This window comes from Caballeronia sordidicola (assembly GCF_000729995.1).
Taxonomy (GTDB): domain Bacteria; phylum Pseudomonadota; class Gammaproteobacteria; order Burkholderiales; family Burkholderiaceae; genus Caballeronia; species Caballeronia sordidicola_A.
The window spans coordinates 120,160-146,769 of record NZ_JNFG01000202.1; the positions used below are offsets into that span (position 1 = coordinate 120,160).

22 protein-coding genes and 1 pseudogene are annotated in these 26,610 nt (G+C 59.5%); 16 read left to right on the forward strand and 7 right to left on the reverse strand.

Annotated elements, in window-relative coordinates; all coding sequences use genetic code 11:
- Positions 1–17: 17 nt before the first annotated feature.
- From FH08_RS0140815 to fixL, 4 genes are all read right to left on the reverse strand, one after another.
- Positions 18–2,150, reverse strand: coding sequence for a M3 family metallopeptidase (locus FH08_RS0140815; RefSeq protein WP_031363877.1), 2,133 nt, complete (start codon positions 2,148–2,150; stop codon positions 18–20).
- Between the two features lie 243 nt (positions 2,151–2,393).
- Entirely contained in the window at positions 2,394–3,257 is an 864-nt protein-coding gene (folD, locus tag FH08_RS0140825) for a bifunctional methylenetetrahydrofolate dehydrogenase/methenyltetrahydrofolate cyclohydrolase FolD (RefSeq protein WP_031363878.1), read from the reverse strand.
- Between the two features lie 296 nt (positions 3,258–3,553).
- Positions 3,554–4,201: an oxygen response regulator transcription factor FixJ gene (gene fixJ / locus FH08_RS0140830; protein WP_031363879.1), complete on the reverse strand. Its 648-nt coding sequence runs from the start codon at positions 4,199–4,201 to the stop codon at positions 3,554–3,556.
- Complete coding sequence (gene fixL, locus FH08_RS0140835) at positions 4,198–6,726, reverse strand: oxygen sensor histidine kinase FixL (protein WP_031363880.1); 2,529 nt, start codon at positions 6,724–6,726, stop codon at positions 4,198–4,200. Before fixL ends, fixJ begins: the two co-directional genes overlap by 4 nt.
- Positions 6,727–7,036: 310 nt before the next feature.
- Here fixL and aceE point away from each other — a divergent pair, with 310 nt between their 5' ends.
- From aceE to lpdA, 4 genes and pseudogenes are all read left to right on the forward strand, one after another.
- Positions 7,037–9,736, forward strand: coding sequence for a pyruvate dehydrogenase (acetyl-transferring), homodimeric type (gene aceE / locus FH08_RS0140840; RefSeq protein ID WP_031363881.1), 2,700 nt, complete (start codon positions 7,037–7,039; stop codon positions 9,734–9,736).
- 111 nt (positions 9,737–9,847) lie between these two features.
- Positions 9,848–11,497 carry a dihydrolipoyllysine-residue acetyltransferase gene (gene aceF / locus FH08_RS0140845; protein WP_031363882.1) on the forward strand — a complete coding sequence of 550 codons (1,650 nt, stop codon included), beginning with the start codon at positions 9,848–9,850 and terminating at the stop codon, positions 11,495–11,497.
- 224 nt (positions 11,498–11,721) lie between these two features.
- Positions 11,722–11,931: pseudogene (locus FH08_RS54240) on the forward strand (biotin/lipoyl-containing protein); the annotation flags it as partial.
- Between the two features lie 144 nt (positions 11,932–12,075).
- On the forward strand, positions 12,076–13,818 hold the full coding sequence (gene lpdA, locus FH08_RS0140850; RefSeq protein ID WP_031363883.1) for a dihydrolipoyl dehydrogenase: 1,743 nt from the start codon (positions 12,076–12,078) through the stop codon (positions 13,816–13,818).
- Between the two features lie 221 nt (positions 13,819–14,039).
- Here the strand turns inward: lpdA and FH08_RS0140855 are convergent, their stop codons facing one another.
- Positions 14,040–14,612: a phasin family protein gene (locus FH08_RS0140855; protein WP_031363884.1), complete on the reverse strand. Its 573-nt coding sequence runs from the start codon at positions 14,610–14,612 to the stop codon at positions 14,040–14,042.
- A 318-nt stretch (positions 14,613–14,930) separates the two neighbouring features.
- On the opposite strand from FH08_RS0140855, the gene FH08_RS0140860 reads away from it, so the two are divergent.
- Entirely contained in the window at positions 14,931–15,890 is a 960-nt protein-coding gene (locus FH08_RS0140860; RefSeq protein ID WP_031363885.1) for a histone deacetylase, read from the forward strand.
- A gap of 454 nt (positions 15,891–16,344) precedes the next feature.
- Complete coding sequence (gene pbpG / locus FH08_RS0140865; protein WP_031363886.1) at positions 16,345–17,535, forward strand: D-alanyl-D-alanine endopeptidase; 1,191 nt, start codon at positions 16,345–16,347, stop codon at positions 17,533–17,535.
- A 121-nt stretch (positions 17,536–17,656) separates the two neighbouring features.
- On the opposite strand, the gene FH08_RS0140870 is transcribed toward pbpG, so the two are convergent.
- Together FH08_RS0140870 and FH08_RS0140875 are read right to left on the reverse strand one after the other, a co-directional pair.
- A complete protein-coding gene (locus tag FH08_RS0140870; protein ID WP_031363887.1) occupies positions 17,657–18,454 on the reverse strand; it encodes an IclR family transcriptional regulator in 798 nt (265 codons plus the stop codon).
- 181 nt (positions 18,455–18,635) lie between these two features.
- On the reverse strand, positions 18,636–19,229 hold the full coding sequence (locus FH08_RS0140875) for a hypothetical protein (RefSeq protein ID WP_051888922.1): 594 nt from the start codon (positions 19,227–19,229) through the stop codon (positions 18,636–18,638).
- Between the two features lie 309 nt (positions 19,230–19,538).
- On the opposite strand from FH08_RS0140875, the gene FH08_RS0140880 reads away from it, so the two are divergent.
- The 10 genes from FH08_RS0140880 (at position 19,539) to iscX (ending at position 26,578) form a co-directional block, all read left to right on the forward strand.
- On the forward strand, positions 19,539–19,781 hold the full coding sequence (locus FH08_RS0140880) for a hypothetical protein (RefSeq protein WP_075583449.1): 243 nt from the start codon (positions 19,539–19,541) through the stop codon (positions 19,779–19,781).
- Positions 19,782–19,974: 193 nt separating this feature from the next.
- Positions 19,975–20,457, forward strand: a complete 483-nt coding sequence (locus FH08_RS0140885) for a low molecular weight protein-tyrosine-phosphatase (RefSeq protein WP_031363890.1) — start codon at positions 19,975–19,977, stop codon at positions 20,455–20,457.
- A 151-nt stretch (positions 20,458–20,608) separates the two neighbouring features.
- Positions 20,609–21,136: a Fe-S cluster assembly transcriptional regulator IscR gene (iscR, locus tag FH08_RS0140890; RefSeq protein ID WP_031363891.1), complete on the forward strand. Its 528-nt coding sequence runs from the start codon at positions 20,609–20,611 to the stop codon at positions 21,134–21,136.
- Positions 21,137–21,212: 76 nt separating this feature from the next.
- The gene (locus FH08_RS0140895) at positions 21,213–22,436 is read left to right on the forward strand and encodes an IscS subfamily cysteine desulfurase (protein WP_031363892.1); all 1,224 of its coding nucleotides are present in this window, start codon (positions 21,213–21,215) and stop codon (positions 22,434–22,436) included.
- 80 nt (positions 22,437–22,516) lie between these two features.
- On the forward strand, positions 22,517–22,945 hold the full coding sequence (gene iscU / locus FH08_RS0140900; protein ID WP_031363893.1) for a Fe-S cluster assembly scaffold IscU: 429 nt from the start codon (positions 22,517–22,519) through the stop codon (positions 22,943–22,945).
- 141 nt (positions 22,946–23,086) lie between these two features.
- A complete protein-coding gene (iscA, locus tag FH08_RS0140905) occupies positions 23,087–23,410 on the forward strand; it encodes an iron-sulfur cluster assembly protein IscA (RefSeq protein WP_031363894.1) in 324 nt (107 codons plus the stop codon).
- 94 nt (positions 23,411–23,504) lie between these two features.
- Complete coding sequence (gene hscB, locus FH08_RS0140910; RefSeq protein WP_031363895.1) at positions 23,505–24,029, forward strand: Fe-S protein assembly co-chaperone HscB; 525 nt, start codon at positions 23,505–23,507, stop codon at positions 24,027–24,029.
- 64 nt (positions 24,030–24,093) lie between these two features.
- Positions 24,094–25,959: a Fe-S protein assembly chaperone HscA gene (gene hscA, locus FH08_RS0140915; RefSeq protein ID WP_031363896.1), complete on the forward strand. Its 1,866-nt coding sequence runs from the start codon at positions 24,094–24,096 to the stop codon at positions 25,957–25,959.
- 43 nt (positions 25,960–26,002) lie between these two features.
- A complete protein-coding gene (gene fdx / locus FH08_RS0140920) occupies positions 26,003–26,344 on the forward strand; it encodes an ISC system 2Fe-2S type ferredoxin (protein ID WP_031363897.1) in 342 nt (113 codons plus the stop codon).
- 36 nt (positions 26,345–26,380) lie between these two features.
- A complete protein-coding gene (gene iscX, locus FH08_RS0140925; protein WP_031363898.1) occupies positions 26,381–26,578 on the forward strand; it encodes a Fe-S cluster assembly protein IscX in 198 nt (65 codons plus the stop codon).
- The last annotated feature ends 32 nt before the right edge of the window (positions 26,579–26,610 follow it).

The following is a 26,610-nucleotide window of genomic DNA, read 5'->3' on the forward strand; positions in this document are numbered from 1 at the left end:
TTGATGCCGTCACGATCTCAATGCGCCGCCTCCGGCGACATCCCGTTATGCCGCAGCAGCGCATCGATATTCGGTTCCCGTCCGCGGAATGCCTTGAACGAGTCCATCGCCGGCCGGCTGCCGCCCACTTCAAGAATTTCGCGACGGTACCGAATGCCCGTTGTCGCATCCAGCACGGACCCGCCGGCAAGCGTCGCGGCTTCCTCGAACGCGGCATACGCATCCGCCGACAACACTTCCGCCCACTTGTAGCTGTAGTACCCGGCGGCATACCCACCCGAGAAAATGTGGGTGAACGTATTGGTCCATCGGGAAAACGGCGCTTGCGGCACGACGTGGAAACGCTCGTTGATCTCACGGGCGAAATCGTTGACGTTCGTCGCGCCGGCCGGACTGTAGTCGCTGTGAAGCTGGATATCGAACATGGAGAGCACGATCTGACGTAACGTGCCCAGACCGCTCTGGAAGTTCTTCGCGGCCAGCATCTTGTCGAAGAGTTCGCGCGGCAGCGTGGCGCCCGTATCTACGTGACCGGACATGTCGGTGAGTACGTCCCACTCCCAGCAGAAGTTCTCCATGAACTGCGACGGCAATTCGACCGCGTCCCATTCCACGCCGTTGATACCCGATACCCCGAGTTCATCGACACGCGTCAGCATGTGATGCAGGCCGTGCCCGAATTCGTGGAACAAGGTGATGACTTCGTCGTGCGTAAAACACGCGGGCTTCCCGCCCACGGGCGCGGAGAAATTGCAGGTCAGATACGCGACGGGCGTCTGCACGCCGCCTTCACGGCGTTTGTGCCGCGAGCGGGCATCGTCCATCCAGGCGCCGCCGCGTTTGCCTTCGCGTGCATACAGGTCCAGATAGAACTGCGCGACAAGCGAACCGTCCTTGTTTTCGACGCGGAAAAAGCGCACTTCCGGATTCCAGACGGCGGCTTCATCGCGACGGATGCTCACGCCGAACAGCGTTTCCGTGACCTTGAACAAACCCTTCAGCACAGCCTCTTGCGGGAAATACTGCTTCACTTCGTTTTCCGAGAACGAATAACGCTGCTGACGCAGGCGTTCGGCAGCGAAGGTCGAGTCCCACGGCTGCAATTCCGGCATCCCGAGTTCGGTCGCGGCGAAGGCACGCAGTTCCATCCAGTCCTTCTCTCCGTGCGAGCGTGCGCGCACGGCCAGGTCCTCGAGGAATGCGACCACCTGTGCCGGCGATTCCGCCATCTTCGGCGCAAGCGACACCTCAGCGAAGTTCTGATAGCCGAGCGCGTGAGCTTCTTCGGCACGCAGCTTCAACTGTTCGACCACGTTCGCTGTGTTGTCCCACTCAGCCTTGCCGTTGCCGTAGTTCGGACCCAATTCAGACGCGCGCGTTACATAGGCGCGATACATCGCTTCACGCAACGGCCGATGTTCGGCGTACTGCATGACCGGGAAATACGAGGGGAAATGCAGCGTGAACTTCCAGCCGTCGCGGCTTTCTTTCTGCGCGGCTTCGCGCGCCGCTTCGATTACATCTTCCGGCAAGCCCGAAAGTTCGCTTTCCTTGGTCACGACATACGAAAACGCGTTGGTGGCATCGAGGACGTGATCGGAGAAGGCCTTCGATAACGCCGCTTGTTCTTCCTGAACGCGTGCAAAACGGGGTTTTTTATCTTCGGGTAACTCGGCGCCCGACAAACGGAAACCGCGCAACTCGTTGCTGAGCATTTTCTTCTGCTCAACAGAAAGCGATGCGTGTTCTTCGCTCGCCGCAATCGCCTTGTATTTCTCGTAGAGCGCCAGATTTTGCCCGACGCTCGCCGAGAACTCCGTCACGCGCGGCAAATTCTCGGCGTGGGCGGCACGTAATTCAGGGGTATCGGCGACGGCATTCAGGTGGCCGATCACGCCCCACGCACGCGAGAGCCGCTCGCTGGCGCGTTCCACGCTTTCCACGATGTCTTGCCAGGTAGCCGGCGTCTCAGGTGCGCTGGCGTGATCGACGGCGGCTTTTGCATCGGCGAGCAGGACGTCGAGCGCCGGCGTCACGTGTTCCGGTTTGATATCGCCGAAACGGGGCAGGTCGGAGAAGTCGAGCAGGGGGTTGCCTGGGGCCTGGATCTGAGCTTGATTCGCGGTATTCGATGATGTCGAATTGGACATGACTCTCCCGGTCTCGGATAAAAATGGATGCAATGACGAATGTGACGCCGCGCCTGACACAGCGCGCGATGTCGACGGTTGGGCTATTCACTATAGTGGGGACGCCTCTGCCGATTCTCAAATCGATTCTGGCTAAGGCCGTGATTTACCCGATCGGCATGCCGACTGAGTCTTAGCGGAACAATCCGGCAGCCGGTGCGCCCATCATGCATGTAAGCGTTGAAGGGCTTTGGCCCCAATGCTTTAATCCCGGTCCTGCTGCATCGCGCGTTCGGCCGCTTCGATGGTATTCACCAGCAGCATGGTGATGGTCATCGGCCCGACGCCGCCCGGCACCGGTGTGATGAAACCGGCCACGTCCTTCACGCCCGCAAAATCCACATCGCCACAGAGTTTGCCATTTTCGTCGCGATTCATGCCGACATCGATCACCGTTGCGCCCGGTTTGACCATGTCGGCGGTCAAGATATTGCGCCGACCGGTTGCCGCGACGACCACATCCGCGTTGCGCGTCAGCGCGGCGAGATCACGCGTTTTGCTGTGCGTGATGGTGACTGTCGCGCCGGCCTGGAGCAGCAGCATGGCCATAGGCTTGCCGACGATGTTCGAGCGTCCGATCACGACTGCGTTCGCGCCTTCCAGCGGGATGTTATGCGCTTCGAACATCTTCATGACGCCGTAGGGCGTGCACGGGCGAAACAGCGGTTTGCCGGTCATCAGCGCGCCGGCGTTTTCGACGTTGAAACCATCGACGTCCTTCGCCGGAGCAATGGCTTCGATAACCTTGTGACTATCGATATGTTTCGGCAACGGGAGTTGCACCAAAATGCCGTGCACGTTCGGATCGTTGTTCAGGTCGTCGAGCCGGGTCAGCAATTCGCTTTCGGTGAGCGTGGAAGGAAAACGGTCGAACACGGAATGCAAGCCATTGTCCTGGCAGGCTTTTACCTTGTTGCGGACGTAAACTTCGCTGGCCGGATTTTCGCCGACGAGAATGACTGCCAGGCCGGGTTGCTGGCCACGGGCGGTCAGGGCGGCGGCGCGTACGGCGACATCGGCGCGAAGGGTCTTGGAGAGGGCGTTGCCGTCGATGATTTGGGCAGTCATAGGAGGTCATGGCGGAGGGCAAATCCGCTGCTTTTCTGAAGGGCGCAGGGTCGCAAGGAGCCTGTTGCGCCAGTGCGGCGCGGCGTTGCGGTCGGTCTTTGATTATACCGGACGGGGGTTTGTGCTGACGCCCGAGAGCGGCGCGACGGCCGGTTCGGGTTGGCTGCGGGTTAGCTGTATTAGTTGACGCTTTTTCGTCGTTGACCGGGACGGGCGGTTTAGCGCCGGCCGAGCAAGAACTGCTTCCGCCGAGGAGAAAGAATGCCCCTCGGCGTACCAGACAGAACAGCTAATTCCTATTGAGCTTGCTGCACTTGCGGCTTGTTGGAAAGCGCCAGCCTGAGCAAATCCGCAACCGTATTCACGGAAAGCTTTTCCATGATGTTCGCGCGATGCGCTTCAACCGTCTTGATGCTGATGCCAAGGTCATCGGCAATCTGCTTGTTCAAACGCCCGGCAATGATCCGCTCCAGCACCTGATGCTCCCGCGCCGTCAGCTTGCCCAGCCGCTCGGCCGCGGCGCGCTGCTGCTGCACGCTCGAACTCTCGGTGCGCGCCTTATCCAGCATGCGTTCAACAAGCTTCCGCAGCTCGGCTTCATCGAACGGCTTTTCGATGAAATCCATCGCGCCCTTCTTCATGGTCGAAACAGCCATCGGCACGTCGCCGTGACCCGTCACGAAAATAATCGGCAGCAGCGAATTTTCCGCGATCAGCCGTTCCTGCAATTCGAGGCCGCTCATGCCTGACATCCGTACGTCCAGGATCAGGCACGAGATCGCGCCTGAATGGGCGATCGGGAGGTAGGCATCGAGGTACGCTTCAGCGCTCGCAAAGCACGAGACGCGGTAGCCATTGGCTTCAAGCAGCCAGCGCAAGGAATCACGAACGGCCTCGTCGTCATCGACGACAAACACCGTTTCCTGAGTGGTGACTGTGCTCATAGCTCTCCCGTAACAGTTTGTTGTGTGGGTTGGTGGCTGAGAGCTTCCGGTCCGCTACTGCCTGGACCATCGGCTTCTCCGATTGGCAAACTGCAATGGAACGTGGCGCCCGTCACCGTGCCGGAGGCATCGATATTGTTCACCACCCAAAGACGTCCACGATGCGATTCAATGATCGATCGGCAAATGTTCAAGCCCATGCCCATACCGTCGGACTTGGTGCTGTAGAAGGGTTCGAACAGGCGCTCGGCCGTGGCTTCATCCACACCGGGCCCTTGGTCCACTACGCTCACGCAGACAAACCCGCCGTCCACCCGCTGCACGACTACGCGGATCACAGGATCGACGGCGTTCGGCTTGGCATCGTGCATGGCTTCGGCCGCGTTCTTCAGCAAGTTCACCAGCACTTGCTCGATCAGCACCGGGTCCACATGGATCACGGGCATGCGCGAGCGGATCTCGGTGAGAATGCGAATCTTGCGCTTGCGCGCTTCGATTTCCGCGAGGCCGACGGCGTCCGCGACAATATCCGCTACGCGCGTAGGCTGGCGTTTCGGTTCGCTGCGCTTCACGAATTCCCGGATGCGCTTGATGATCATGCCCGCGCGCACCGCTTGCTGCGCGGTCTTTTCGAGTACGGGCAACAGCGCCTCCTGCGACATGCGGCCCGATTTGACCAGCGCGACGCAACCCGAACAATAATTATTGATCGCGGCCAAAGGCTGGTTCAACTCGTGCGCGAGCGACGACGCCATTTCTCCCATTGTCATCAAACGGCTGGTGAACTGCAGCTTTTCTTCCTGCTGATCAGCGAGTTCCTGCGCCTGCTTGCGCGTGGTGATATCGGTCGCAATTTGCATTTGCGCAAGATGGCCGTCCACCCATTGAATGTACTGGCGACGCACTTCGAACCACTTCTGGATGCCCTCCACATACACTTCCTGCGCGTCCGAGGTGCTTTCAGTCAGGGCGGTGGCGGGCAGGCCGGCGTAGGTATCGACCATATCGATGGAGTCAGACGACGCTTGCGCTGTATCGAAACCTGCACCCGCCAGTTCGAGATGACCGTCCGGGCGAATGCCGAACAGATGCCGGTAATAGCGATTCGCAAAGAGCAGTTCGGCTTCGTCGGCGGCGAGAACGGACACGGCCGCATCGAGGCTTTCCAGCACGGTCGTGAAGCGTTCATGCGCGGCGGCGAGATCTTCGCGAGCGCGGCGTGGCTCGGTAATGTCGGTCATGGACGACATCCAGCCGGTCTGCCGGCCCGAACTATCGATCAGCGGCGACACATAAAGCCGCGCGTGGAAGAACGATCCGTCTTTACGTCGCACGCGCAATTCGAAGCCGGACGAGGGCGCCTTGCCGCGCAGGGTCATGTCCAGTTGCCGCTGCATTTCCGGATACGCGTCTTTCGGCCAGTACGGAAAGGGCGCCACTTTGGACACCAGATCGCTTTCGTCCCAGCCCGTCATCCGGCAAAACGCGGGATTCACGTGCGTGATCCGGCCGTGCATGTCGAGCACGCGCATACCGATCAGCACCGAATTTTCCATCGCGCGGCGGAAGAACGCCTCGGCGTAGAGCGCTTGTTGCGCTTCAAAGCGTTGCCGCGTGTGTTTCCAGAGGCTCCACAAGCTCCACAACACGAAACAGGACAAGCCGGCGACCAGCCAGACCAGTGTGTTGTTGGTGAAATTCGTGAGTTGCGGATACGAATAAACGCGTACCGATACCCCCTGCCCGGGCGGATCGAGCGGCAGGTCGTAGAACATGTCGCGCGGCAGGCGCGGCCGGCTGGACGTGGTCGCGAGCTCGCGATTGTTCAGGTCGGTGATCGAAATCTTGTACTTCGCGGAGAGTTCGCTGGGGATGTCGTGCTTGAGAATCCCCTCGATGGAAAACACCGCGGCAATGGACCCAAGAAAATCGCGGTCGCGATACACCGGCGTCTGCAGCGTGATGTAGCCGTTGCCCAGATCGTCGTATAGAAGAGGGGAGTAGACCTGGCGGCGGCTGGTGCGGGCTTCGTCGAACGCGGACTGGACGGCGTCGTCCATCTGGGCGTCGGTGGGCTTGGCGAGCCTTGAACCGAGTATGGGAAGCGGGGTATTGGGCCAGCGCGGCTTGTGTTGCGCCGTGTACCAGTTCATGTAGAGGATCTCGGGATGCCCCTGCATGATGTCGCCGGTGGAACTCTGGAACGACTGTGGGTCTCCATGGCCGGTTGCGATGTCACGCGCCAACGCCTGGATCTGCTCCTGCGCGCCAGTCATGGAAAGCCTTATTTGCTGCTGAGCCCAAGCCACGTTACGGTAGAGCGTGTCTTCCTGTTGTTGCTGTTCGCGCCGGTTGAGACTCCACAAAATCAGGCTCATCACGACGAGGAAAACCAGGATCGAGATGAGCGGAGTCAGCAAATACGAGTTCGACCACCACGGTCCGTGGTGCCAGCGGGTCGGCGCCGAGTCGTTGGGTTTGCCCCGCGACCGCGCCGAGCGTGCGAAAAGCCGTTCGGTCAACATGCGCGCAATTGTAACGCAGCGACACAACGTTAAATGGCGTAAAAGGACTGGAAAAGGTACGCAATTGATCGCAAGGACACCAACGCGTCTAACAAAAAGTCCTTGTCCCACGGTGCGTTGCAGCATTTTTCCGCATTATGAGATTGAGTCTCATGATTCGAAAAATTGCTTGCACTACCGTTCTGAGCCTCTTTAGAATTGCCGCACGCGCGCTTGTCCCTCATTGTTTTCCGCAATTGTGTCTTGCGGATAGCTTCATGGAGGCTCGCGTCGTCTGTTCACAGAGCGTTCCTCAAATCAGGAGACGAGCATGTCAGCTGTACCCGATGAAGTGATGAAATATGTCGCCAACGCCAAGGACGACGAAGATCCCCAGGAAACGGGCGAATGGCTAGAAGCCCTCGACGGCGTGATATCGGCAGTAGGCCCGGGTCGCGCGCATTTCCTGATCGAAAAGCAGATCGAATTTGCGCGCGTGCACGGCGAGCATCTGCCGTTCTCCGCTAACACCCCGTACATCAACACCATTCCGGTCGCCGCTCAGGCGAAGATTCCCGGCGACCAGGACATCGAACACAAGATCCGCTCGTACACGCGCTGGAACGCCATCGCCATGGTGCTGCGCGCCGGCAAGGATACGAACGTGGGCGGACACATTGCTTCGTTCGCGTCGGCGGCCACGCTGTATGACGTCGGTTTCAACCATTTCTGGCACGCGCCGTCCCCCGAACATGGCGGCGATCTCGTGTTCGTGCAGGGCCATTCGTCGCCGGGTGTGTACTCGCGCGCGTTCTTGCTGGGCCGGCTAAAAGAGAGCCAGCTCGATAACTTCCGCCAGGAAGTGGGTGGCCAAGGCATTTCGTCGTATCCGCATCCGTGGCTGATGCCGGACTTCTGGCAGTTCCCGACCGTGTCCATGGGCCTCGGCCCGATCATGGCGATCTACCAGGCGCGTTTCATGAAGTACCTGGACGCGCGCGGCATCATCAAGGCAGGCAGCCGCAAGGTCTGGGCATTCCTCGGCGACGGCGAAACGGACGAGCCGGAATCGCTTGGCGCGATCGGCATGGCCGGCCGCGAACGGCTCGACAACCTCGTCTTCGTGATCAACTGCAACCTGCAGCGTCTCGACGGCCCGGTGCGCGGCAACGGCAAGATCATCCAGGAACTGGAAAGCGAATTCCGCGGCGCCGGCTGGAATGTGATCAAGGTGGTGTGGGGCAGCCGCTGGGACTCGCTCTTCGCCCGCGATAAAACCGGTGCGCTGATGCGCCGGATGATGGAAGTGGTCGACGGCGAATACCAGACCTACAAGTCTGAGTCGGGCGCCTATGTGCGCGAGCATTTCTTCAACACGCCGGAACTCCGGGCGATGGTGGCGGAATGGTCCGACGAAGACATCTGGAACCTGAATCGCGGCGGCCATGATCCGCACAAGATCTACGCGGCGTACACGGAAGCATCGAAGACGAAAAGTCAGCCGACCGTCATCCTCGCCAAGACCATCAAGGGTTATGGCATGGGCGAAGCCGGTCAGGCAATGAACATCACCCATCAGCAGAAGAAGTTGCACACCGATCAGCTGATGAAATTCCGCGATCAGTTCAAGCTGCCGATTCCCGACGACAAGATCGCCGACGTGCCGTACCTGACGTTCGAAGAAGGCTCGAAGGAACTCGAGTACATGCGCGCACGCCGCCAGGAACTCGGTGGTTATCTGCCGGCGCGCCGTCAGAAAGCCGAATCGTTGCCGGTGCCGGATCTGTCGGCATTCGAGCCGGTGTTGAAGGGCACGGGTCCGGGCCGCGAGATATCCACGACCATGGCGTTCGTGCGGATCCTGAACATCCTGCTGAAAGACAAGGCGCTCGGCAAACGCATCGTGCCGATCGTGCCGGATGAATCACGTACCTTCGGTATGGAAGGTTTGTTCCGCCAGATCGGTATCTGGAATCAGGACGGCCAGAAGTACGTGCCGGAAGATTCCGACCAGCTGATGTTCTATCGCGAATCGGAAACCGGCCAGATCCTGCAGGAAGGGATTAACGAAGCCGGCGGGATGTGTGACTGGATCGCGGCCGCGACGTCGTATTCGACGCACGGCGAGATCATGATCCCGTTCTATATCTTCTATTCCATGTTCGGCTTCCAGCGCATCGGCGACCTGGCGTGGGCCGCGGGCGACATGCGTTCGCGCGGCTTCCTGCTGGGCGGCACGGCTGGACGGACGACGCTCAACGGCGAAGGCCTGCAGCACGAAGACGGCCATTCGTTGATGTGGGCGGCGTCGGTGCCGAACTGCGTGAGCTATGACCCGACCTTCGGTTACGAACTCGCGGTGATCATGCAGGACGGTTTGCGTCGCATGGTGGCGGATCAGGAAGACGTGTACTACTACGTCACGGTGATGAACGAGAACTACGAACACCCGGCGATTCCGCAGGGCGATGGCGTAGCTTCCGACATCATCAAGGGCATGTATTCGTTCCGCAAATCGGATGCCGACGCAAAAACGCCGCGCGTTCAACTGATGGGCGCGGGCACCATCTTCAACGAAGTGATCGCCGCTGCTGATTTGTTGAAGAACGACTGGAACGTCGCCGCTGATCTCTGGAGCGTTCCGAGCTTCACGGAACTGGCACGCGAAGGCGCGCAAGTGGAACGCTGGAACCTGCTGCATCCGACCGAAGAACGCCAGGTCTCGCACGTGACGAAGCTGCTGAAGGACGCAAAGGGTCCGGTGGTGGCATCGACGGATTATGTGCGTGCGCTGGTGGACCAGATTCGCGGGTATGTGCCGAACAAGTTTGTTGTGCTCGGCACCGACGGTTACGGCCGTTCGGACACGCGCGAAAGACTGCGTCATTTCTTCGAAGTCGATCGCTACTGGGTCACCGTCGCGGCGCTCAATGCATTGGCCGACGAAGGCACGATCGACCGCAAGCTCGTCGCCGACGCGATCAAGAAGTACGCGCTCGACCCCGCCAAACCCAACCCGATGACGGTTTAACGCATCGGCCCCGAGTGTTGTTGCGTGAAGTCGCCTTGCCCTTGGCTTTAGCCCCGTGTTTAGCCTTGCAGCAGGGCGATTTTTGCGTCACGACCCAGGAGACAATAAACAATGAGTCAAGCGATCGAAGTCAAAGTACCGGATATCGGCGATTACACGGACATTCCGGTGATCGAAGTGCTGGTGAAAGTTGGGGACACCGTCGAGAAGGAGCAATCGCTCGTCACGCTCGAATCCGATAAAGCGACCATGGACGTGCCAAGTTCGGCAGCCGGCGTCGTGAAGGAAGTGAAGGTCAAGGTCGGCGACAACGTCTCGGAAGGTGCGTTGATCGTCGTGCTGGAAGCGGCTGATTCCGGCGCGGCTGCAGCACCGAAGGCCGCTGAGAAGGCTGCTGAAGCACCGGCTCAGGGGAAGGCTTCTGCGGCGGCTGCGCCCGCTGCATCGTCGGGCGGTGGATCGGTTGAAGTGAAGGTGCCGGATATTGGCGACTTCAAGGACATTCCGGTCATCGAAGTGAATGTGAAGGTCGGCGACAAGGTGGAGAAGGAGCAGTCGCTCGTTACGCTCGAATCCGACAAAGCCACCATGGACGTGCCGTCGCCCGCAGCGGGCACGGTCAAGGAACTCAAGGTCAAGGTCGGCGACAACGTGTCGGAAGGCACGTTGATTCTCGTGCTGGAAGGTGGTGAAGGAGCGGCCCCGGCAGCCGCGCCTGCTGCAGCTCCGAAGCAGGAAGCGGCTCCGGATACTGCGCCTAAATCTGCGCCGGCTCAGAAAGAAGCGCCGTCCGCGCTTGCGCTAGCGCCGGCGATGCCCGCCGGCGACGGCACGCGTACGTCGAGCCATGCATCGCCGTCCGTGCGCAAATTTGCACGCGAGTTGGGCGTAGATGTCGCGACTGTCAAGGGCACGGGCCCCAAGAACCGCATCACGCAAGCTGACGTGACCGCGTTCGTGAAGGGTGTGATGAGCGGACAGGGTAAAGCGCCGGCGCAAGCCGCCGCAGCGCCGGCCGGTGGCGGCGAGTTGAATTTGCTGCCGTGGCCAAAGGTCGATTTCACGAAGTTCGGTCCGGTCGATCCGAAGCCGCTGTCGCGCATCAAGAAGATTTCGGGTGCGAACCTGCATCGCAACTGGGTCATGATTCCGCACGTCACGAACAACGACGAAGCCGATATCACCGACCTCGAAGCGCTGCGCGTGACGCTGAACAAGGAAAACGAAAAGGCCGGCGTGAAGTTCACCATGCTCGCGTTCGTGATCAAGGCGGTGGTTGCCGCGTTGAAGAAATTCCCGACGTTCAACGCGAGCCTCGACGGTGACAACCTCGTCTTCAAGCAGTATTACAACGTCGGTTTTGCCGCCGATACCCCGAACGGTTTGATGGTTCCGGTGATTCGCGACGCGGACAAGAAGGGCCTCGTCGATGTCGCCAAGGAGATGGCCGATCTGTCGAAGGCGGCGCGCGAAGGCAAGCTCAAGCCGGACCAGATGCAAGGCGGATGTTTCTCGATTTCGTCGCTTGGTGGCATCGGCGGAACGCATTTCACGCCGATCATCAATGCGCCTGAAGTGGCAATTTTGGGGCTGTCGCGGGGCGCGATGAAGCCGGTGTGGGACGGCAAGGCGTTTGTGCCGCGCCTGATTCTGCCCTTGTCGCTGTCTTACGATCATCGGGTTATCGACGGCGCCGAGGCCGCGCGGTTCAATGCCTACCTTTCTGCTGTGCTGGCGGATTTCCGTCGCGTGAGTCTTTGAGGTTTTTGCTTGGCGGGCCGTTCTTTTGTGGTTCGCCAGTTATCTCATTGAACTTGCATTGCACTGCATCTTGCTAGTCGCCCCTGTGCGGGGCGGCACTTACTTTCTTTGAATTGCCAAAGAAAGATAAGCAAAGAAAGGCAAGTCTGCCGACGGCAGAACCAAGGGCTACGCGTTGCGTTCTTGTTTCCTGGTTTCTGCCCGCTTCCTTCTTAGGGGACAACATGAGTCTCACCGAACTTAAAGTACCCGATATCGGCGATTTCAAAGACGTCGATGTCGTCGAAGTGAATATCAAAGCCGGCGACGCCATCGAAAAAGAACAAGGCGTCCTCACCCTCGAATCCGATAAGGCCTCCATCGAAGTCCCCAGCGACGTCGTCGGCACAGTCAAGGAAGTCAAGATCAAAGCCGGCGATAAAGTCTCGCAAGGCACCGTGATCGCATTGGTGGAAACAGCCGACGCCGGTAGCGAAAAGCCTGCCGCGCCCGCTGAAAAGCCCGCTGCTGCAAAGGCCGATGCGCCCGCGCCGAAGGAAGCCGCCGCGCCCAAATCCGCAGGTGGCGGATCGCAAGACGTGAAGGTGCCGGACATCGGCGATTTCACCGACATTCCGGTTATCGAAATTCATGTGAAGGCTGGAGACACGGTCGAGAAAGAACAATCGCTCGTCACGCTCGAATCCGATAAAGCCACTATGGACGTGCCATCGCCCGCAGCGGGCACGGTCAAGGAAGTCAAGGTCAAGATCGGCGATAACGTCTCCGAAGGCTCAGTGATTCTCACGCTCGAAGCCCAGGGCGGCGGTGTCAGTCAGGTCGAGGAAAAGCCAAAGACCGCGGCGCCGCAACCGGCCGAAAAGGCCACCGCCGTACCCGCACCGAAGGCTGCGTCGTTTGCCGGTTCCGCCGATATAGAATGCGACATGCTCGTGCTCGGCGCCGGCCCCGGCGGTTATTCGGCCGCGTTCCGCGCAGCCGACCTGGGCATGAAAACGGTTATCGTCGAGCGCTATGAAACGCTTGGCGGCGTGTGCCTGAACGTCGGCTGCATTCCGTCGAAAGCCTTGCTTCACGCGGCTGCAATCACCGACGCCGCGAAGGAACTCGCGCACCACGGCATTTCCTTCGGTGAACCGACGATCGATCTCGACAAACTCCGCGACTTCAAGTCGGGCGTCGTCAAGAAGCTGACCGGCGGACTGGCCGGCATGGCGAAGGCGCGCAAGGTCCAGGTGGTCACGGGTGTCGGCACGTTCGTCGGCCCGAATCACATGGAGATCGTTGGCGAGGGCGGCAAGAAGGTCGTGAAGTTCAAGAACTCGATCATCGCGGCGGGTTCGCAAGCCGTGAAGCTGCCGTTCATGCCGGAAGATCCGCGCGTGGTCGATTCAACCGGCGCGCTCGAACTGCGTCAGATCCCGAAGCGCATGCTCGTGATCGGCGGCGGCATTATCGGGCTGGAAATGGCGACGGTGTATGCGTCGCTGGGCGCGCAAATCGATGTGGTCGAAATGCTCGATATCCTCATGGCCGGCGCGGATCGCGACCTCGTGAAGGTGTGGGAGAAATTCAACGCCAAGCGCTTCGCGAACGTCATGCTCAAGACGAAAACGACCAAGGCGGAAGCCAAGGACGACGGCATCTACGTGAGCTTCGAAGGTGAAAAAGCGCCCGCTGAAGCACAACGTTATGACCTCGTGCTCGTGGCTGTCGGCCGCAGCCCGAATGGTGGCAAGATCGGCGCGGACAAGGCCGGCGTGGCGGTGACCGATCGCGGTTTCATCAACGTCGATAAACAGTTGCGCACGAACGTCGAGCATATTTTTGCTATCGGCGATCTGGTCGGTCAGCCGATGCTCGCGCACAAGGCCGTGCACGAAGGCCACGTCGCGGCGGAAGCTGCGCATGGCGAAAAGTCCTACTTCGACGCATTGCAGATTCCGTCCGTCGCCTATACCGACCCCGAAGTGGCGTGGGCCGGCAAGACCGAAGACCAGTGCAAGGCCGAAGGCATCAAGTACGGCAAGGCCACGTTCCCGTGGGCTGCATCGGGCCGGGCGATTGCAAACGGTCGCGACGAAGGTTTCACCAAGCTCATCTTCGACGAAGAAACGCACCGGATCATCGGCGGCGGCATCGTGGGATTGAATGCAGGTGACCTGATCAGCGAAGTGTGTCTGGCAATCGAAATGGGCGCGGACGCGGAGGACATTGGCAAGACGATCCATCCGCACCCGACGCTCGGCGAGTCGATCGGCATGGCCGCCGAGTTGTATGAAGGCGTGTGTACGGACCTGCCGCCGCAGCGCAAGAAGTAGGGTGCTTTTGGCTAGGTAAAAGAGCGGCGCGTTCTCTTCGGAACGCGCCGCTTTGTTTTTTGCAGGTGCATGCACCTGACTTTGGCCCCCGTGGATGCGCGAGCACGAAAAAAAACCGTCCCAACTTTCGTTGGAACGGTTTCCATGCAGCCTGAGCGTCTCGCAGCTACACCTACATTTCCGGTGCCACTGCGTGCGAATCGAATCGCTTAAAACCGCGCTTAGACAGTCTTCTTGGCGGCGCGCGAAGCTTGAGCCGTAGCTTGCGATGCAGCCTTCGTGGCGGCCGTAGCGGCTGCGTTGAAGTTGCTTTCCGCGATCTCAACAGCTTGCTTGCTTGCCTTGTGGATCGTTTCGTACGTGGTGTTGGCGGCAGTGATGGCCGACTTCATCACGGCGACAGCCGTTTCCGAACCTGCCGGTGCGTTCTTCGCGACGTTTTCGACGAGCGTTTGCACCTTGCGGTTCTGGTCTTCGTACTGTTCTTCAGCGACACGGGCAAATTCAGCTTGCGTCGACGATGCGATTTCATACAGGTGACGGCCATACGACAGCGCCTTTTCCGCGACCGGCTGAGCCAAGCTGGCTTGCAGTGCGAGCAGTTCTTGCGCGTCCTTCACCGACAACACGCGTTGCGCGTTTTCCTGGCTTTCAGCCAGCGTCGACTTTACAACTTGCAGGTTCAGTTCAAGCAGCTTTTCCAGACCTTCAAAAGCCTTGTTCGTCAGGCCGAAGAGGGTGTCGAATTGAGCTTTGTTTGCAGCGGCGATTTGTTCGGGGGTCAAAAGGGTCATGTCACGCTCCTGAAAGATTCGACCCATCATCAGCGCGGGTCGTGGGTTTGGGCGGCAACCGGAAATCCGGCAACCGTATGAGGCGATTAGCTGTTGGTGCGTCGCAACATGGAACCTATTCTAGGCATATTCCTAAAGATGTCAAGCATCTTTTTGTGCAATGCAACATCGTACGAATGCTTATTAAACAATGGCTTATGAAGACGCTTCTTTGTAGTGGAACTACATTTCGAGATGCGGCGCACCAGCATGGGGCGGAAGGCGCAAACGCTGTCGGTGCTAGGATCTCAGTTCCAAAAAAGTGAAATTTCATTTCGAATGAAAGCGTTTTATAGCGATCGGTTCGTGTTGCCGCTGCCGAATGGCCATCGGTTTCCCATGCAAAAATATTACCTTTTGCGTGAGCGCGTGCAGGCTGAACTGCCCGATGTCGAGTTGGGCGAAGCGCCGGTCGCGACAGATTCCGAACTGGCGCGCGTTCATGCGGCCGACTACATCGAGCGGGTGGCGACCGGGGCGCTGGATGCTCGCGAGCAACGCGAGATTGGCTTCCCGTGGTCGCCTGAGATGGTGGAGCGTTCGCGGCGCTCCGTGGGGGCGACGATCGCAGCGTGTCATGCCGCCCGTCACGGTGGTTTCGCTGTGAACCTGGCGGGTGGCACGCATCATTCCCATGCGTCGCACGGCGCGGGATTCTGCGTATTCAACGACGCAGCCGTCGCCGCACGGGCGCTGCAGGCTGAGGCGCTGCAGCGCGGTGAGCAAAAGCCGCCTGTGGCAATCATTGATCTCGACGTGCATCAGGGCAACGGCACCGCGGCCATCTTCCAGGACGATCCCAGCGTTTTCACGCTGTCGCTGCACGGCGAATCGAACTACCCGTTCAGCAAGGAAACCGGCGATCTCGACGTCGCGCTGCCCGACGGCCGCGGCGACGACGCCTATACGGAAGCGCTTTCGGGGGCTTTATCGACGATGTTCGAACGCTTTGAACCCGTCATGCTCATCTATCTGGCAGGTGCCGATCCGCACATCGACGATCGCCTGGGACGGCTCGCGCTGAGCGTCGAGGGCCTCGCCAGGCGAGACTCCCTCGTTTTCAGCGCCGCGGCCGGACGCGATTTACCCGTGGCAATAACAATGGCCGGTGGTTACGGACGCGATATCAATGTCACAGTGGATATTCATCTCCAGACCATTCAGCTTGCTGCCGTCGCGTTCGGTGCCCGGCGCGATTCGTGCGCAACCGATACACTGCCGTCGATAAATTTCATTTGAAACGGTTTGAAACGCAGTAAACCAAATGTGTTAACCCGACGTTAACATTTGAGGTCGGCCTTCATCGTCAAAGTTTGTTGAACAAAAACTTTCGATGCCAGTCGAAATGCCGGTTAAGAATCGGCATGTCCTGCCGAAAAGCTTTGTTTCCTGTCGCTGTCCATTCCATTAGTGAAATTTTTGCCTTGAGGGCAGGGATCAAAAATCTTCCTCAAGTCTTACAAACTATTGCCGATAAGACGCTGATAGGTAGGGCCGGCAATGGCGTGTGGCGGTGAAAACGATTGCACCGTCGGCGATGATTTTTTACGATCGGTACTCAGAATTTGTTCGCTTGAATAAATCGCGTCTTACAAACCGGTTTAAGTAGTGCGGATAAGTGCTTAATATTGCTAATTTTTCGAAGCTTTACTACACTGGCGACACTCTCCCGCCGGTCCAGAACAGAACACTAATGAAAACCGAAATGTTTTCGTCGCTCAGGGTGATCCACGGCGTTGCAGTCCGCACTGCGCTGTCGGTTGCCGTGTCGGTGGCGCTCGCGACGTCTTTCGCGGCCGCACCAGTCGACGCTTTTGCCAAGACCACAACCTCGAAATCCACCAAGAAACTAGCCAAAGGCGCAGTTGCTGCGCCGCAAGCTAAAACCGTCAAGTCGTCGAAGGTGGCTGCACGCGCCGCAAAGAATGCTCAAGTCGCTGCGGTGCAAGAAGACGATGTGCCGCGCGCCACGCGCCGGCATCGCGTCAGTTACCGAATGGATGCGCGCGGCCGTCGTGCTGCCGTGCGTTCAGTGGCGTTCCAGCCGCGTCCACCGACCGTTGGCCAGGCGTTCGGGCTGCACGAAACGCCAGACAGCCTTGCGCTGCGCTCAAGCGTTGCGTACGTGGTGGACCAGAACACAGCGGAAACGCTCTTCGATAAAAACTCCCGCGCCGTGGTGCCCATCGCTTCAATCACGAAGCTGATGACCGCCATGGTCGTGCTCGACTCCAAGGCGCCGCTGACCGAAGAAATCTCGGTGACCGACGAAGATCGCGACTACGAGAAATTCACGGGTTCGCGTCTTTCCGTCGGCTCTGAGCTCAACCGCGAAGACATGCTGCATATCGCGCTGATGGCGTCGGAAAATCGCGCGGCCGCGGCGTTGTCGCGTTATTACCCGAATGGGCGTCCTGGTTTTATCGCTGCAATGAACGCCAAAGCGAAGATGCTCGGCATGACCGATACGCACTTCGAAAATTCGACCGGGTTGACGAGCCTGAATGTATCGAGCGCCCGCGATCTCGTGAAGATGGTGAACGCGGCGTATCAGTACCCGTTGATTCGCAAGTTCTCCACCGATCGCAGCTACGATGTCTTTACCGGCAAGCGCAATATTGCCTACAACAGCACGAATGCGCTGATCCGGAATCCGAGCTGGGACATCGGCTTGCAGAAGACCGGTTTCATTAACGAAGCAGGCGAATGCATGGTGATGCAGACGACCATTCATGGCCGTCCGGTCGTGATGGTGTTGCTGGATTCGTCAGGCAAGTATTCGCGTTTCGCCGATGCTGGCCGTTTGCGCGGTTTCCTTGAGACGGAGACGGGTGGCGAGGAGCCGCACATCACCAGCGCCGACGCAGGTGGCGGCGGTACCTGAATCGTTTGAGACTCAATGTTAAAAAACCGGCCTTATCGAATGAACGATAAGGCCGGTTTTTTTATCGCTCATTTTTATCGCTTACGAATGCTGCCAATCCCGCGTATTCACACGGAAAATGTCAGCGCTGCTGCGAATCCGCGCTAGCTTCCGGGCGATAGCCGAGCGAGCGCGAAATCTCCAGCGCGGTGCCGCTCAGTTGATTCAGCCATGAGTCTTGCAGCCGGTCCGCGGGCGCCGAAAGCGACAGGCCGGCGACGAGCCGCCCCGTGTCGTCGTAGATCCCGGCGGCAATGCAGCGAACCCCCAGTTCGAGTTCCTCGTTATCGCGGGCGCATGCCTGGCTTCGCACAAATGACAATTCGCGTTCGAGCTTGCCGATATCCGTAATGCTGTTCTGCGTGTGGCCGGAGAGGCCGGTTCGCGTGGCGTACGCGCGCACCCGGGCGGATTCGTCGGCGGCGAGAAAGAGTTTTCCCACCGACGTCAAATGCAGCGGCGCGCGGCCGCCAATTGCTCGCACGACCTGCATACCCGAGCGTTCAGAATAAGCCCGCTCTATATAGACAATCTCATCGCCCTGGCGCACGGAGAGATTGACCGTCTGGCCCGTTTGTCGATGCAGTTCGCGCATGGGGGGCATGGCCGCTTCGCGCACCGAAAGCCGCGCCTTGACCAGATTGCCGAGCTCGAGCAGGCGCATGCCAAGCCGATACGTGCCGGGGTCCGATCGATCGACCAGACGGCACGTCACCATGTCGTTCAGGATGCGATGCGCGGTGGACGGATGCAGCGACGTGCTGTGCGAGAGTTCTTTCAGGCTGACGGGGTCGGTGTGCGCGGCGAGCGCGTCGAGCAGGCGCATCATGCGCTCGATCACCTGTATGGACGTTCGGGATTCCGGGTTCGTATCGCTCATGGAGAAAATCAGTTGATACGTCAAACAGCGGAATGGTGATTGTATCTCGTATTGTGAAAAGTGCGAAAGACTCAGCGGAATGATCGCCGCCGCAGGCTAGATTTTCTGCGGACAATAAAAACCGCCCGAAACCTGGAAGGAGTTCGGGCGGTTTTGCCTGCAAGCGAGGCGGGCAGAGGCCTTAGTGGTTGTGTTCGGGTTGTTGCGCCGGTTCCTTGCCCCAGAGCGATTTGCCGACATATGGCACAGACCCCCGTGACTGCTGCGCCTGAGGCGCGGGTGCCGGCCTGCCAGGATTTCCCGCCTGTGGCTGCGGCGGCCTGCCGCCTTGAGGGCCGCCCGCTTGCTGCCCGCCATGACCGCCCCGATCTCCGCCTCCATTGCCTCCCTGGTTGCCGTGGTTTCCTCCACGATCGCCCCAGCCGCCCGGAGGCGGCGGGCGGTGATAACCCTGGTTGTCATTCGAATAGCGAGGCCCTGGGCCGCCGACGTAATATCCACCGCCTCCACCGATGATCACGCCCGACTGAACAACCGGTCCGCCATAGCCATAACCCGCTTCATAGCCCGGAGGGGGAGCTGCGTAGCCTGGCGGAGGGCCGGCTTCGTAACCTGGGGGAGGGCCGGCTTCGTAACCTCCGGGGTAGCCTGGGGCCGGATAGGCGGAGTAACCGCCGCCGGTCGCGTAAGCGGGCGTGCCGTCCGGATAGACGGCGCAGCCGGCCACCAAGGCGGACGAAGCGAGGATCAGGCTTGTAAGTGTGAGTTTCATCATGTGCGGGAAAGCATTCCTTGAACTAATTACCGTATCTGACAGTTTCGCGGAGCGTATGTCGCAAGAAGTTTGTAAAGTTTTATCTCCGCGGTTACACAGTGAAAGCGGCAGGAATTGCTCAGCGGAAACCGCTTCGCAGAAACAGCTGATCGGCCAGCTAACACAACGCTGACGTGGCGTACGTTGTTGACAGGACTGCAACAATGCTTTGTTCAGCGGCACCTTTATGAGATAAGGACAAACCCTTAAAATTTGAACTGTCCGGAAGTGGGCCCGTCAGCCCACAGGACCTGAGAAAGGGGTTTGAAAATGAAAAAGACAATATCGACCTACTGGCCCGTTGCAATGCTCGTGCCGCTCGCACTCGCCGGCTACTGCCACGCGATCCACCCGATCGCCGGGAGCGCAGCACTCCATCCGCAAAGCGCCGCCAGTGTCAGCGCAGAATTCGCGCGTGCGATTTCGCTGGGACTTGTCGAGCCCGATAACGCTGGTAATGGGTATCGTCCGGCTAATGGGACGTCGACTACGGTTGTTTCGCAGACGTTCTAAGCGAAGGGCACGCGGCAGGGCGGCGGGCGTGGCTCCGGCGCACAATCGGCGTCCTTTGTATAATTCCGCACTGCTCGCGCGGAGTCGTCTGGTCAAGTCGGCGCAGCCGAGCTGCGAAGCGGACTCAAATTCGCAAGCAAGTTCGCACTCAAGCACTCAAGTCGCGCTCTAGCCAAAGGCTGTCTGGAATCTGATGAACACTATCGCCGTCTGTTTCGTGTGCCTGGGCAATATCTGTCGTTCGCCTAGCGCCGAAGCGGTGATGTTGCATCGGGTGGGCCAGGCCAGGCTATCTGAGAAGATCGTGGTGGATTCCGCCGGTACCGGCGATTGGCATATTGGCCAGCCGCCCGACGAACGCGCTCAGCGTGTGGCCAGGAAACGTGGATACGATTTGTCGCCGTTGCGCGGCCGGCAGGTCAGCCGCGAAGATTTCGCAAGGTTCGATCTGCTTATCGCGATGGACGATGCCAACGCCGCCGCGCTGACTAAAGCGTGTCCGCCGGAGTATCGCGACAAGATCCGGTTGCTGATGGAGTTCGCGACCCGTGACGACAGCCGCGTGGTGGTCGACCCATATTTTGGGGGCGACGAAGGCTTTGAACGCGTGCTCGACCAGTGTGAAGATGCTTGCGAAGGCTTGCTGAGAGTGCTTCGCACGCAACTGGTGGCCTGATGCGCGGTTACCGGAAACGCGCTTCATTCGGCGCAATAATCTCAGCAAATTCCTAAGAAAATGCCCGCAGATACTTGACTAAATCCGTAGGCTATTTATACTTGACCAAAATCATCCAGTATTAGCCGTAGCCCCCGGTATCTTACAAATTATGAGACTCACCACGAAAGGCCGTTTCGCCGTCACGGCGATGATCGACCTGGCTTTGCGCCAGGAGCAGGGCCCGGTGACGCTGGCAGGAATCAGCCAGCGCCAGCATATCTCGCTGTCCTATCTCGAGCAGTTGTTCGGCAAGTTGCGCCGGCACGAGATTGTCGAATCGGTGCGCGGTCCGGGCGGTGGCTACAATCTTGCGCGCCGTGTTGAGAACGTGACGGTCGCGGACATCATTATTGCGGTGGACGAGCCTATCGACGCTACGCAATGTGGTGGCAAAGGCGCCTGCGAAGGCACCAAGCAGCACGACGGTCACTGCATGACCCACGAACTCTGGTCCACGCTCAATCAGAAGATGGTCGAATATCTCGACTCGGTCTCGCTGAAAGATCTCGTCGACCAGCAGCGTGCACGCGAAGGATCGCCAGCGGTATTGCGCGACCGGCGTGCCGAATCGGCGGGCGTGGAGCCAGTGCGCGTGGCGCCGAAAGGACCGAATTCCGTTTTCAACCTGGCCGGCTGACGGCTGCCGCGTTTATTCAATGACGCGGCCGTCTCGCCTTGAACGAGCCAATTGAGTTAAATCCCCGGAGCAACTGATGAACAACGACATTCCCCACCTGCCCATTTACATGGACTACAGCGCAACGACCCCGGTCGATCCGCGCGTGGTGGACAAGATGATTCCGTATCTGCGCGAGCAATTCGGTAATCCGGCATCGCGTAGCCATCAATATGGCTGGGATGCGGAGCGGGCGGTCGAGGAAGCGCGCGAGAATGTCGCGAAGCTGGTCAATTGCGACCCGCGCGAAATCATCTGGACGTCGGGCGCCACCGAATCGGACAACCTCGCCATCAAGGGCGCGGCGCATTTCTACAAGAGCAAGGGCAAGCACATCATCACGGTGAAAACCGAGCACAAGGCCGTGCTCGATACCTGCCGTGAACTCGAACGCGAAGGTTTCGAAGTCACGTACCTGGATGTGAAGGACGACGGCTTGGTCGACCTGGACAAGCTTCAGGCAGCCATCCGGCCGGACACCATCCTCGTTTCCGTGATGAGCGTGAACAACGAGATTGGCGTGATCCAGGACGTAGCTGCAATCGGCGAGATCACGCGTGCGAAGGGCATCATATTCCACGTCGATGCGGCGCAAGCCACAGGCAAGATCGAGATCGATCTGCAAAAGCAGAAGGTCGACCTGATGTCGTTTTCGGCGCACAAGACGTACGGCCCGAAGGGTATCGGTGCGCTGTTCGTGCGTCGCAAGCCGCGGATTCGTATCGAAGCGCAAATGCACGGCGGCGGTCACGAGCGCGGCATGCGTTCGGGCACGCTGGCCACGCATCAGATCGTCGGCATGGGCGAAGCTTTCCGGATCGCGCGTGAAGAAATGGCCGTTGAAAACGAGCGCGTGCGCATGTTGCGTGACCGCTTGCTGAAGGGCTTGCAGGATATGGAAGAGGTTTATGTGAACGGCGACATGGAACTCCGTGTGCCGCACAACCTCAACATCAGCTTCAACTTTGTGGAAGGCGAATCGCTGATCATGGCGGTCAAGGACGTGGCGGTGTCGTCGGGGTCGGCTTGCACGTCGGCTTCGCTGGAACCTTCTTACGTGCTGCGTGCGCTTGGCCGAAACGACGAACTCGCGCACAGCTCGATCCGTTTTACGGTCGGCCGCTTCACGACTGAGCAGGACGTCGATTACGTGATTAACTTGCTCAAGAGCAAGATTCAGAAATTGCGCGATCTGTCGCCGCTTTGGGAAATGCATAAGGACGGTATCGACATTTCGTCGATCCAGTGGGCTGCGCACTAAGCGCCTGGCTGGCCGCTTTGACGGCGGCTCATTTGCGCTCATGTTAGAACGCACACGCATACGAATTCAAGGAGTTGATCATGGCTTATAGCGACAAGGTTCTGGACCACTACGAAAACCCGCGCAATGTTGGCTCGTTCGGCAAGGACGACGATACCGTCGGTACCGGCATGGTCGGCGCGCCGGCATGCGGCGACGTGATGAAGCTGCAGATCCGCGTGGGCGCGGACGGCGTGATCGAAGATGCGAAGTTCAAGACGTACGGCTGCGGTTCGGCTATTGCCTCCAGCTCGCTCGTGACCGAGTGGGTGAAGGGCAAGACGCTGGATCAGGCGCTGACGATCAAGAACACGCACATCGCTGAAGAACTGGCGCTGCCGCCGGTGAAGATTCACTGTTCGATCCTGGCTGAAGACGCAATCAAGGCCGCCGTTGCCGACTACAAGCAACGTCATGGCGCGAGCACGGCCGAAGCTGCACCGGCTGAGGCCAAGCAACACGCGGCTTAAGCGGTAATTAGCAATCAGGTTCGGGAAGGGCGTTTTGGCAGGCTATGTATCCGGCGCTCTGGTTTTCGATTCAAAGCAAGGCTGCAGCGTGGCGGCCGGAGAAGCGATTGACTCCGGACGAGCGGCTGCTGATGAGAGACTATGGCAATCACGTTGACGGACAAGGCAGCACAGCACGTGCAGAAGTATCTGGTTAAACGCGGCAAAGGCGTTGGCCTGCGCGTCGGCGTGCGCACGACCGGCTGCTCGGGCCTCGCTTACAAGCTCGAGTATGTGGACGAACTCGCGCCGGAAGACAAGGTGTTCGAGTCGTCGGGCGTGAAGATCATTGTCGATCCGAAAAGCCTTGCTTATATCGACGGCACCGAGCTGGATTTCGCGCGCGAAGGGCTGAACGAAGGGTTCAAGTTTAATAACCCGAACGTGAAAGACGAGTGTGGTTGCGGCGAATCGTTTCGCGTATAGCGCGGCGCAAGAACAGCAAAGAGGCGGCGCGTGCCGCCTTTTTCTTTAGTGCCGGCGTTTTTCAACGTTTCTTGTTTCTCTTCATTCTTTCATCATGGCAACGCTCAACGACAGTCACTTCGAACTGTTCGACCTCCCGCCGACCTACGCCATCGATGCAAAAAAGCTCGATGACGCGTATCGCACGGTACAGGCACAGGTTCATCCCGATCGTTTTGCGGCCGCAGGCGACGCGCAAAAACGTGTCGCGATGCAGTGGGCCACACGGGCGAACGAGGCGTATCAGACGCTGCGCGATCCGCTGAAGCGGGCAACTTATATGTTGTCGCTGCGCGGCGTGCATGCCGACGCGGAGAACAACACCGCGATGGAACCGGCCTTCCTGATGCAGCAGATGGAATGGCGCGAAAACATAGAGGACGCAGCGGACGCCAGGAATCTTGGCGCGCTCGAAGCCCTGCTTCAGGAACTGCGCGATCAGGAGCGCATCCGCTTCGAGAAACTGGCGGCGCTAGTCGACAGTCACTCGGACCAGGCAGCGAGCGAAGCCGTCCGCCAGTTGATGTTCATTGAACGCGTGGCGAGCGAGATCGGCATGCAGATCGAGAAGCTCGATTGAGCCTGACGCCGTATATAAAACCAGACGACACCTACGGGCGTCACCAACCCCCAATAGAGCAACGATGGCTTTACTGCAAATTTCAGAACCCGGCATGGCTCCGGCGCCGCATCAGCGGCGGGTAGCTGTGGGCATCGATCTCGGTACGACCAATTCGCTGGTTGCCGCCGTGCGCAACAGTGTGGCCGAAGTGCTGCCCGACGAAGACGGCCACTACCTGTTGCCGTCGGTGGTCCGGTATCTGGAGAAGGGCGGCCGGCGTATCGGCCGCGTCGCGAAGGAAGAAGCGGCGCTCGATCCGCGAAACACGATTGTGTCGGTGAAGCGCTTCATGGGCCGTGGCAAAAGCGAAGTGGAAGGGGCGGAAAACGCGCCGTACGATTTCGTCGACGCACCGGGCATGGTGCAGATTCGCACTGTGGATGGCGTGAAAAGCCCGGTGGAAGTATCGGCGGAAATCTTGGCTACGCTGCGATATCGCGCGGAAGACACGCTTGCCGACGAGTTGGTCGGCGCGGTGATCACGGTACCTGCGTACTTCGATGAAGCCCAACGGCAAGCCACGAAAGACGCTGCGAAACTCGCCGGTTTGAACGTACTGCGCCTGTTGAATGAACCGACCGCTGCGGCGATTGCGTACGGGCTGGACAACGCATCGGAAGGGTTGTACGCCGTGTATGACCTGGGCGGCGGGACTTTCGATCTATCGATTCTGAAGCTCACCAAAGGCGTGTTCGAAGTGCTCGCAGCGGGCGGCGATTCAGCGCTCGGCGGCGACGATTTCGATGCGGCGCTGTATCGGCACGTCCTGGTGAAATCCAAAGTAACGCCTGCTACGCCGGAAGACGTGCGTATGTTGCTGGACCGTGTGCGAACGGCTAAGGAGGCGCTGTCCGATGCGCCTGAGGCTACAGTTCAGGCCACGTTGTCCGATGATCAGCAACTCGACTTCACGATTACCGAAAGCGACTTCGGCACGCTGACTGAAGCGCTGGTCGCCCGCACCTTGGCCCCCACGCGCAAGGCCTTGCGCGACGCCAAGGTGGCACCGGCCGAAATCAAGGGCGTGGTGCTCGTCGGCGGCGCCACGCGCATGCCGGTGATCCGCCGCGCGGTGCAAACGTACTTCGGCCAGCCGCCGTTGACCAATCTCGACCCGGATCAGGTCGTGGCGCTTGGTGCTGCGATCCAGGCAGATTTGCTGGCGGGAAATCGCCGCGGTGAAGGCGATGACTGGCTGCTGCTCGACGTCATTCCGCTGTCGCTCGGCGTTGAGACCATGGGCGGATTGACCGAGAAGATCATCCCGCGCAACTCGACCATTCCGGTTGCCCGCGCGCAGGATTTCACCACCTTCAAAGACGGCCAGACGGCGATGGCTATCCACGTCGTGCAAGGCGAGCGCGAGCTGGTCTCGGACTGCCGTTCGCTCGCGCGTTTCGAATTAAGGGGCATTCCCGCCATGGCCGCCGGTGCTGCACGCATTCGCGTGACGTATCAGGTGGACGCGGACGGGTTGTTGTCCGTGTTCGCGCGTGAGCAGTTGTCGGGAGTAGAGGCGTCGGTGGTGGTGAAGCCCTCCTACGGTCTTGCCGATGACGACGTCGCGCGCATGCTGGAAGAAAGCTTCACGACAGCCGAAGTCGACATGCGCGCCCGCGCGTTGCGCGAGGCGCAGGTCGACGCGCAACGCCTGGTGGAAGCATCGCAGGCCGCGCTCGCGGTTGACGGTGAATTGCTGGACGAAGCGGAGCGTGCCAACATTGAAGCGCTGATCGTCAAGCTCGCGGCGGTCACGGGCGGCGACAGCGTCGATGCCATCGAAACGGCGACGAAGGAGCTTGCCGCCGCCACCGATGAATTCGCTGCCCGCCGTATGAACAAAAGCATTCGCCGCGCACTGGCCGGCCGAAGGCTCGACGAAGTCTGATAAATCACCGAGCCTCTCACGCACAAAGAACGGAAAGAAATTCATGCCTCAGATCGTAGTGTTACCCCATGTGGAATTGTGTCCTGATGGCGCGGTGATCGACGCGGATACGTCGAAGAGCATTTGCGACAACCTGTTGGACAACGGTATCGAGATTGAACATGCGTGCGAAAAATCGTGCGCGTGCACGACGTGTCACGTGATCATCCGCGAGGGTTTCAACGCGCTTGTGCCATCGGAAGAAGACGAGGACGATTTGCTCGATAAGGCCTGGGGACTTGAGCCGACGTCGCGGTTATCATGTCAGGCGATGGTGCCCGCAGACGAGGATCTGGTTGTCGAGCTCCCGCGCTACACCATCAATCACGCCAAAGAGAATCACTGAACTTAAATCAGCGACCACGAGACAGGAGCGCTCGCCATGAAGTGGACAGACACGCAGGATATCGCGATGGCACTGACCGACGCGCATCAGAACGTCGATCCGCAATTCGTGCGATTTACGGATTTGCATCGCTGGGTGACCGAGCTGCCGGGGTTCGACGACGACCCTGAGCGCTCCAACGAGAAGATTCTCGAAGCGATCCAGGCGGCGTGGATTGAAGACGCGGATTATTAAATCTGGCGCAGGCGTCGAGCAAATCAATGCAG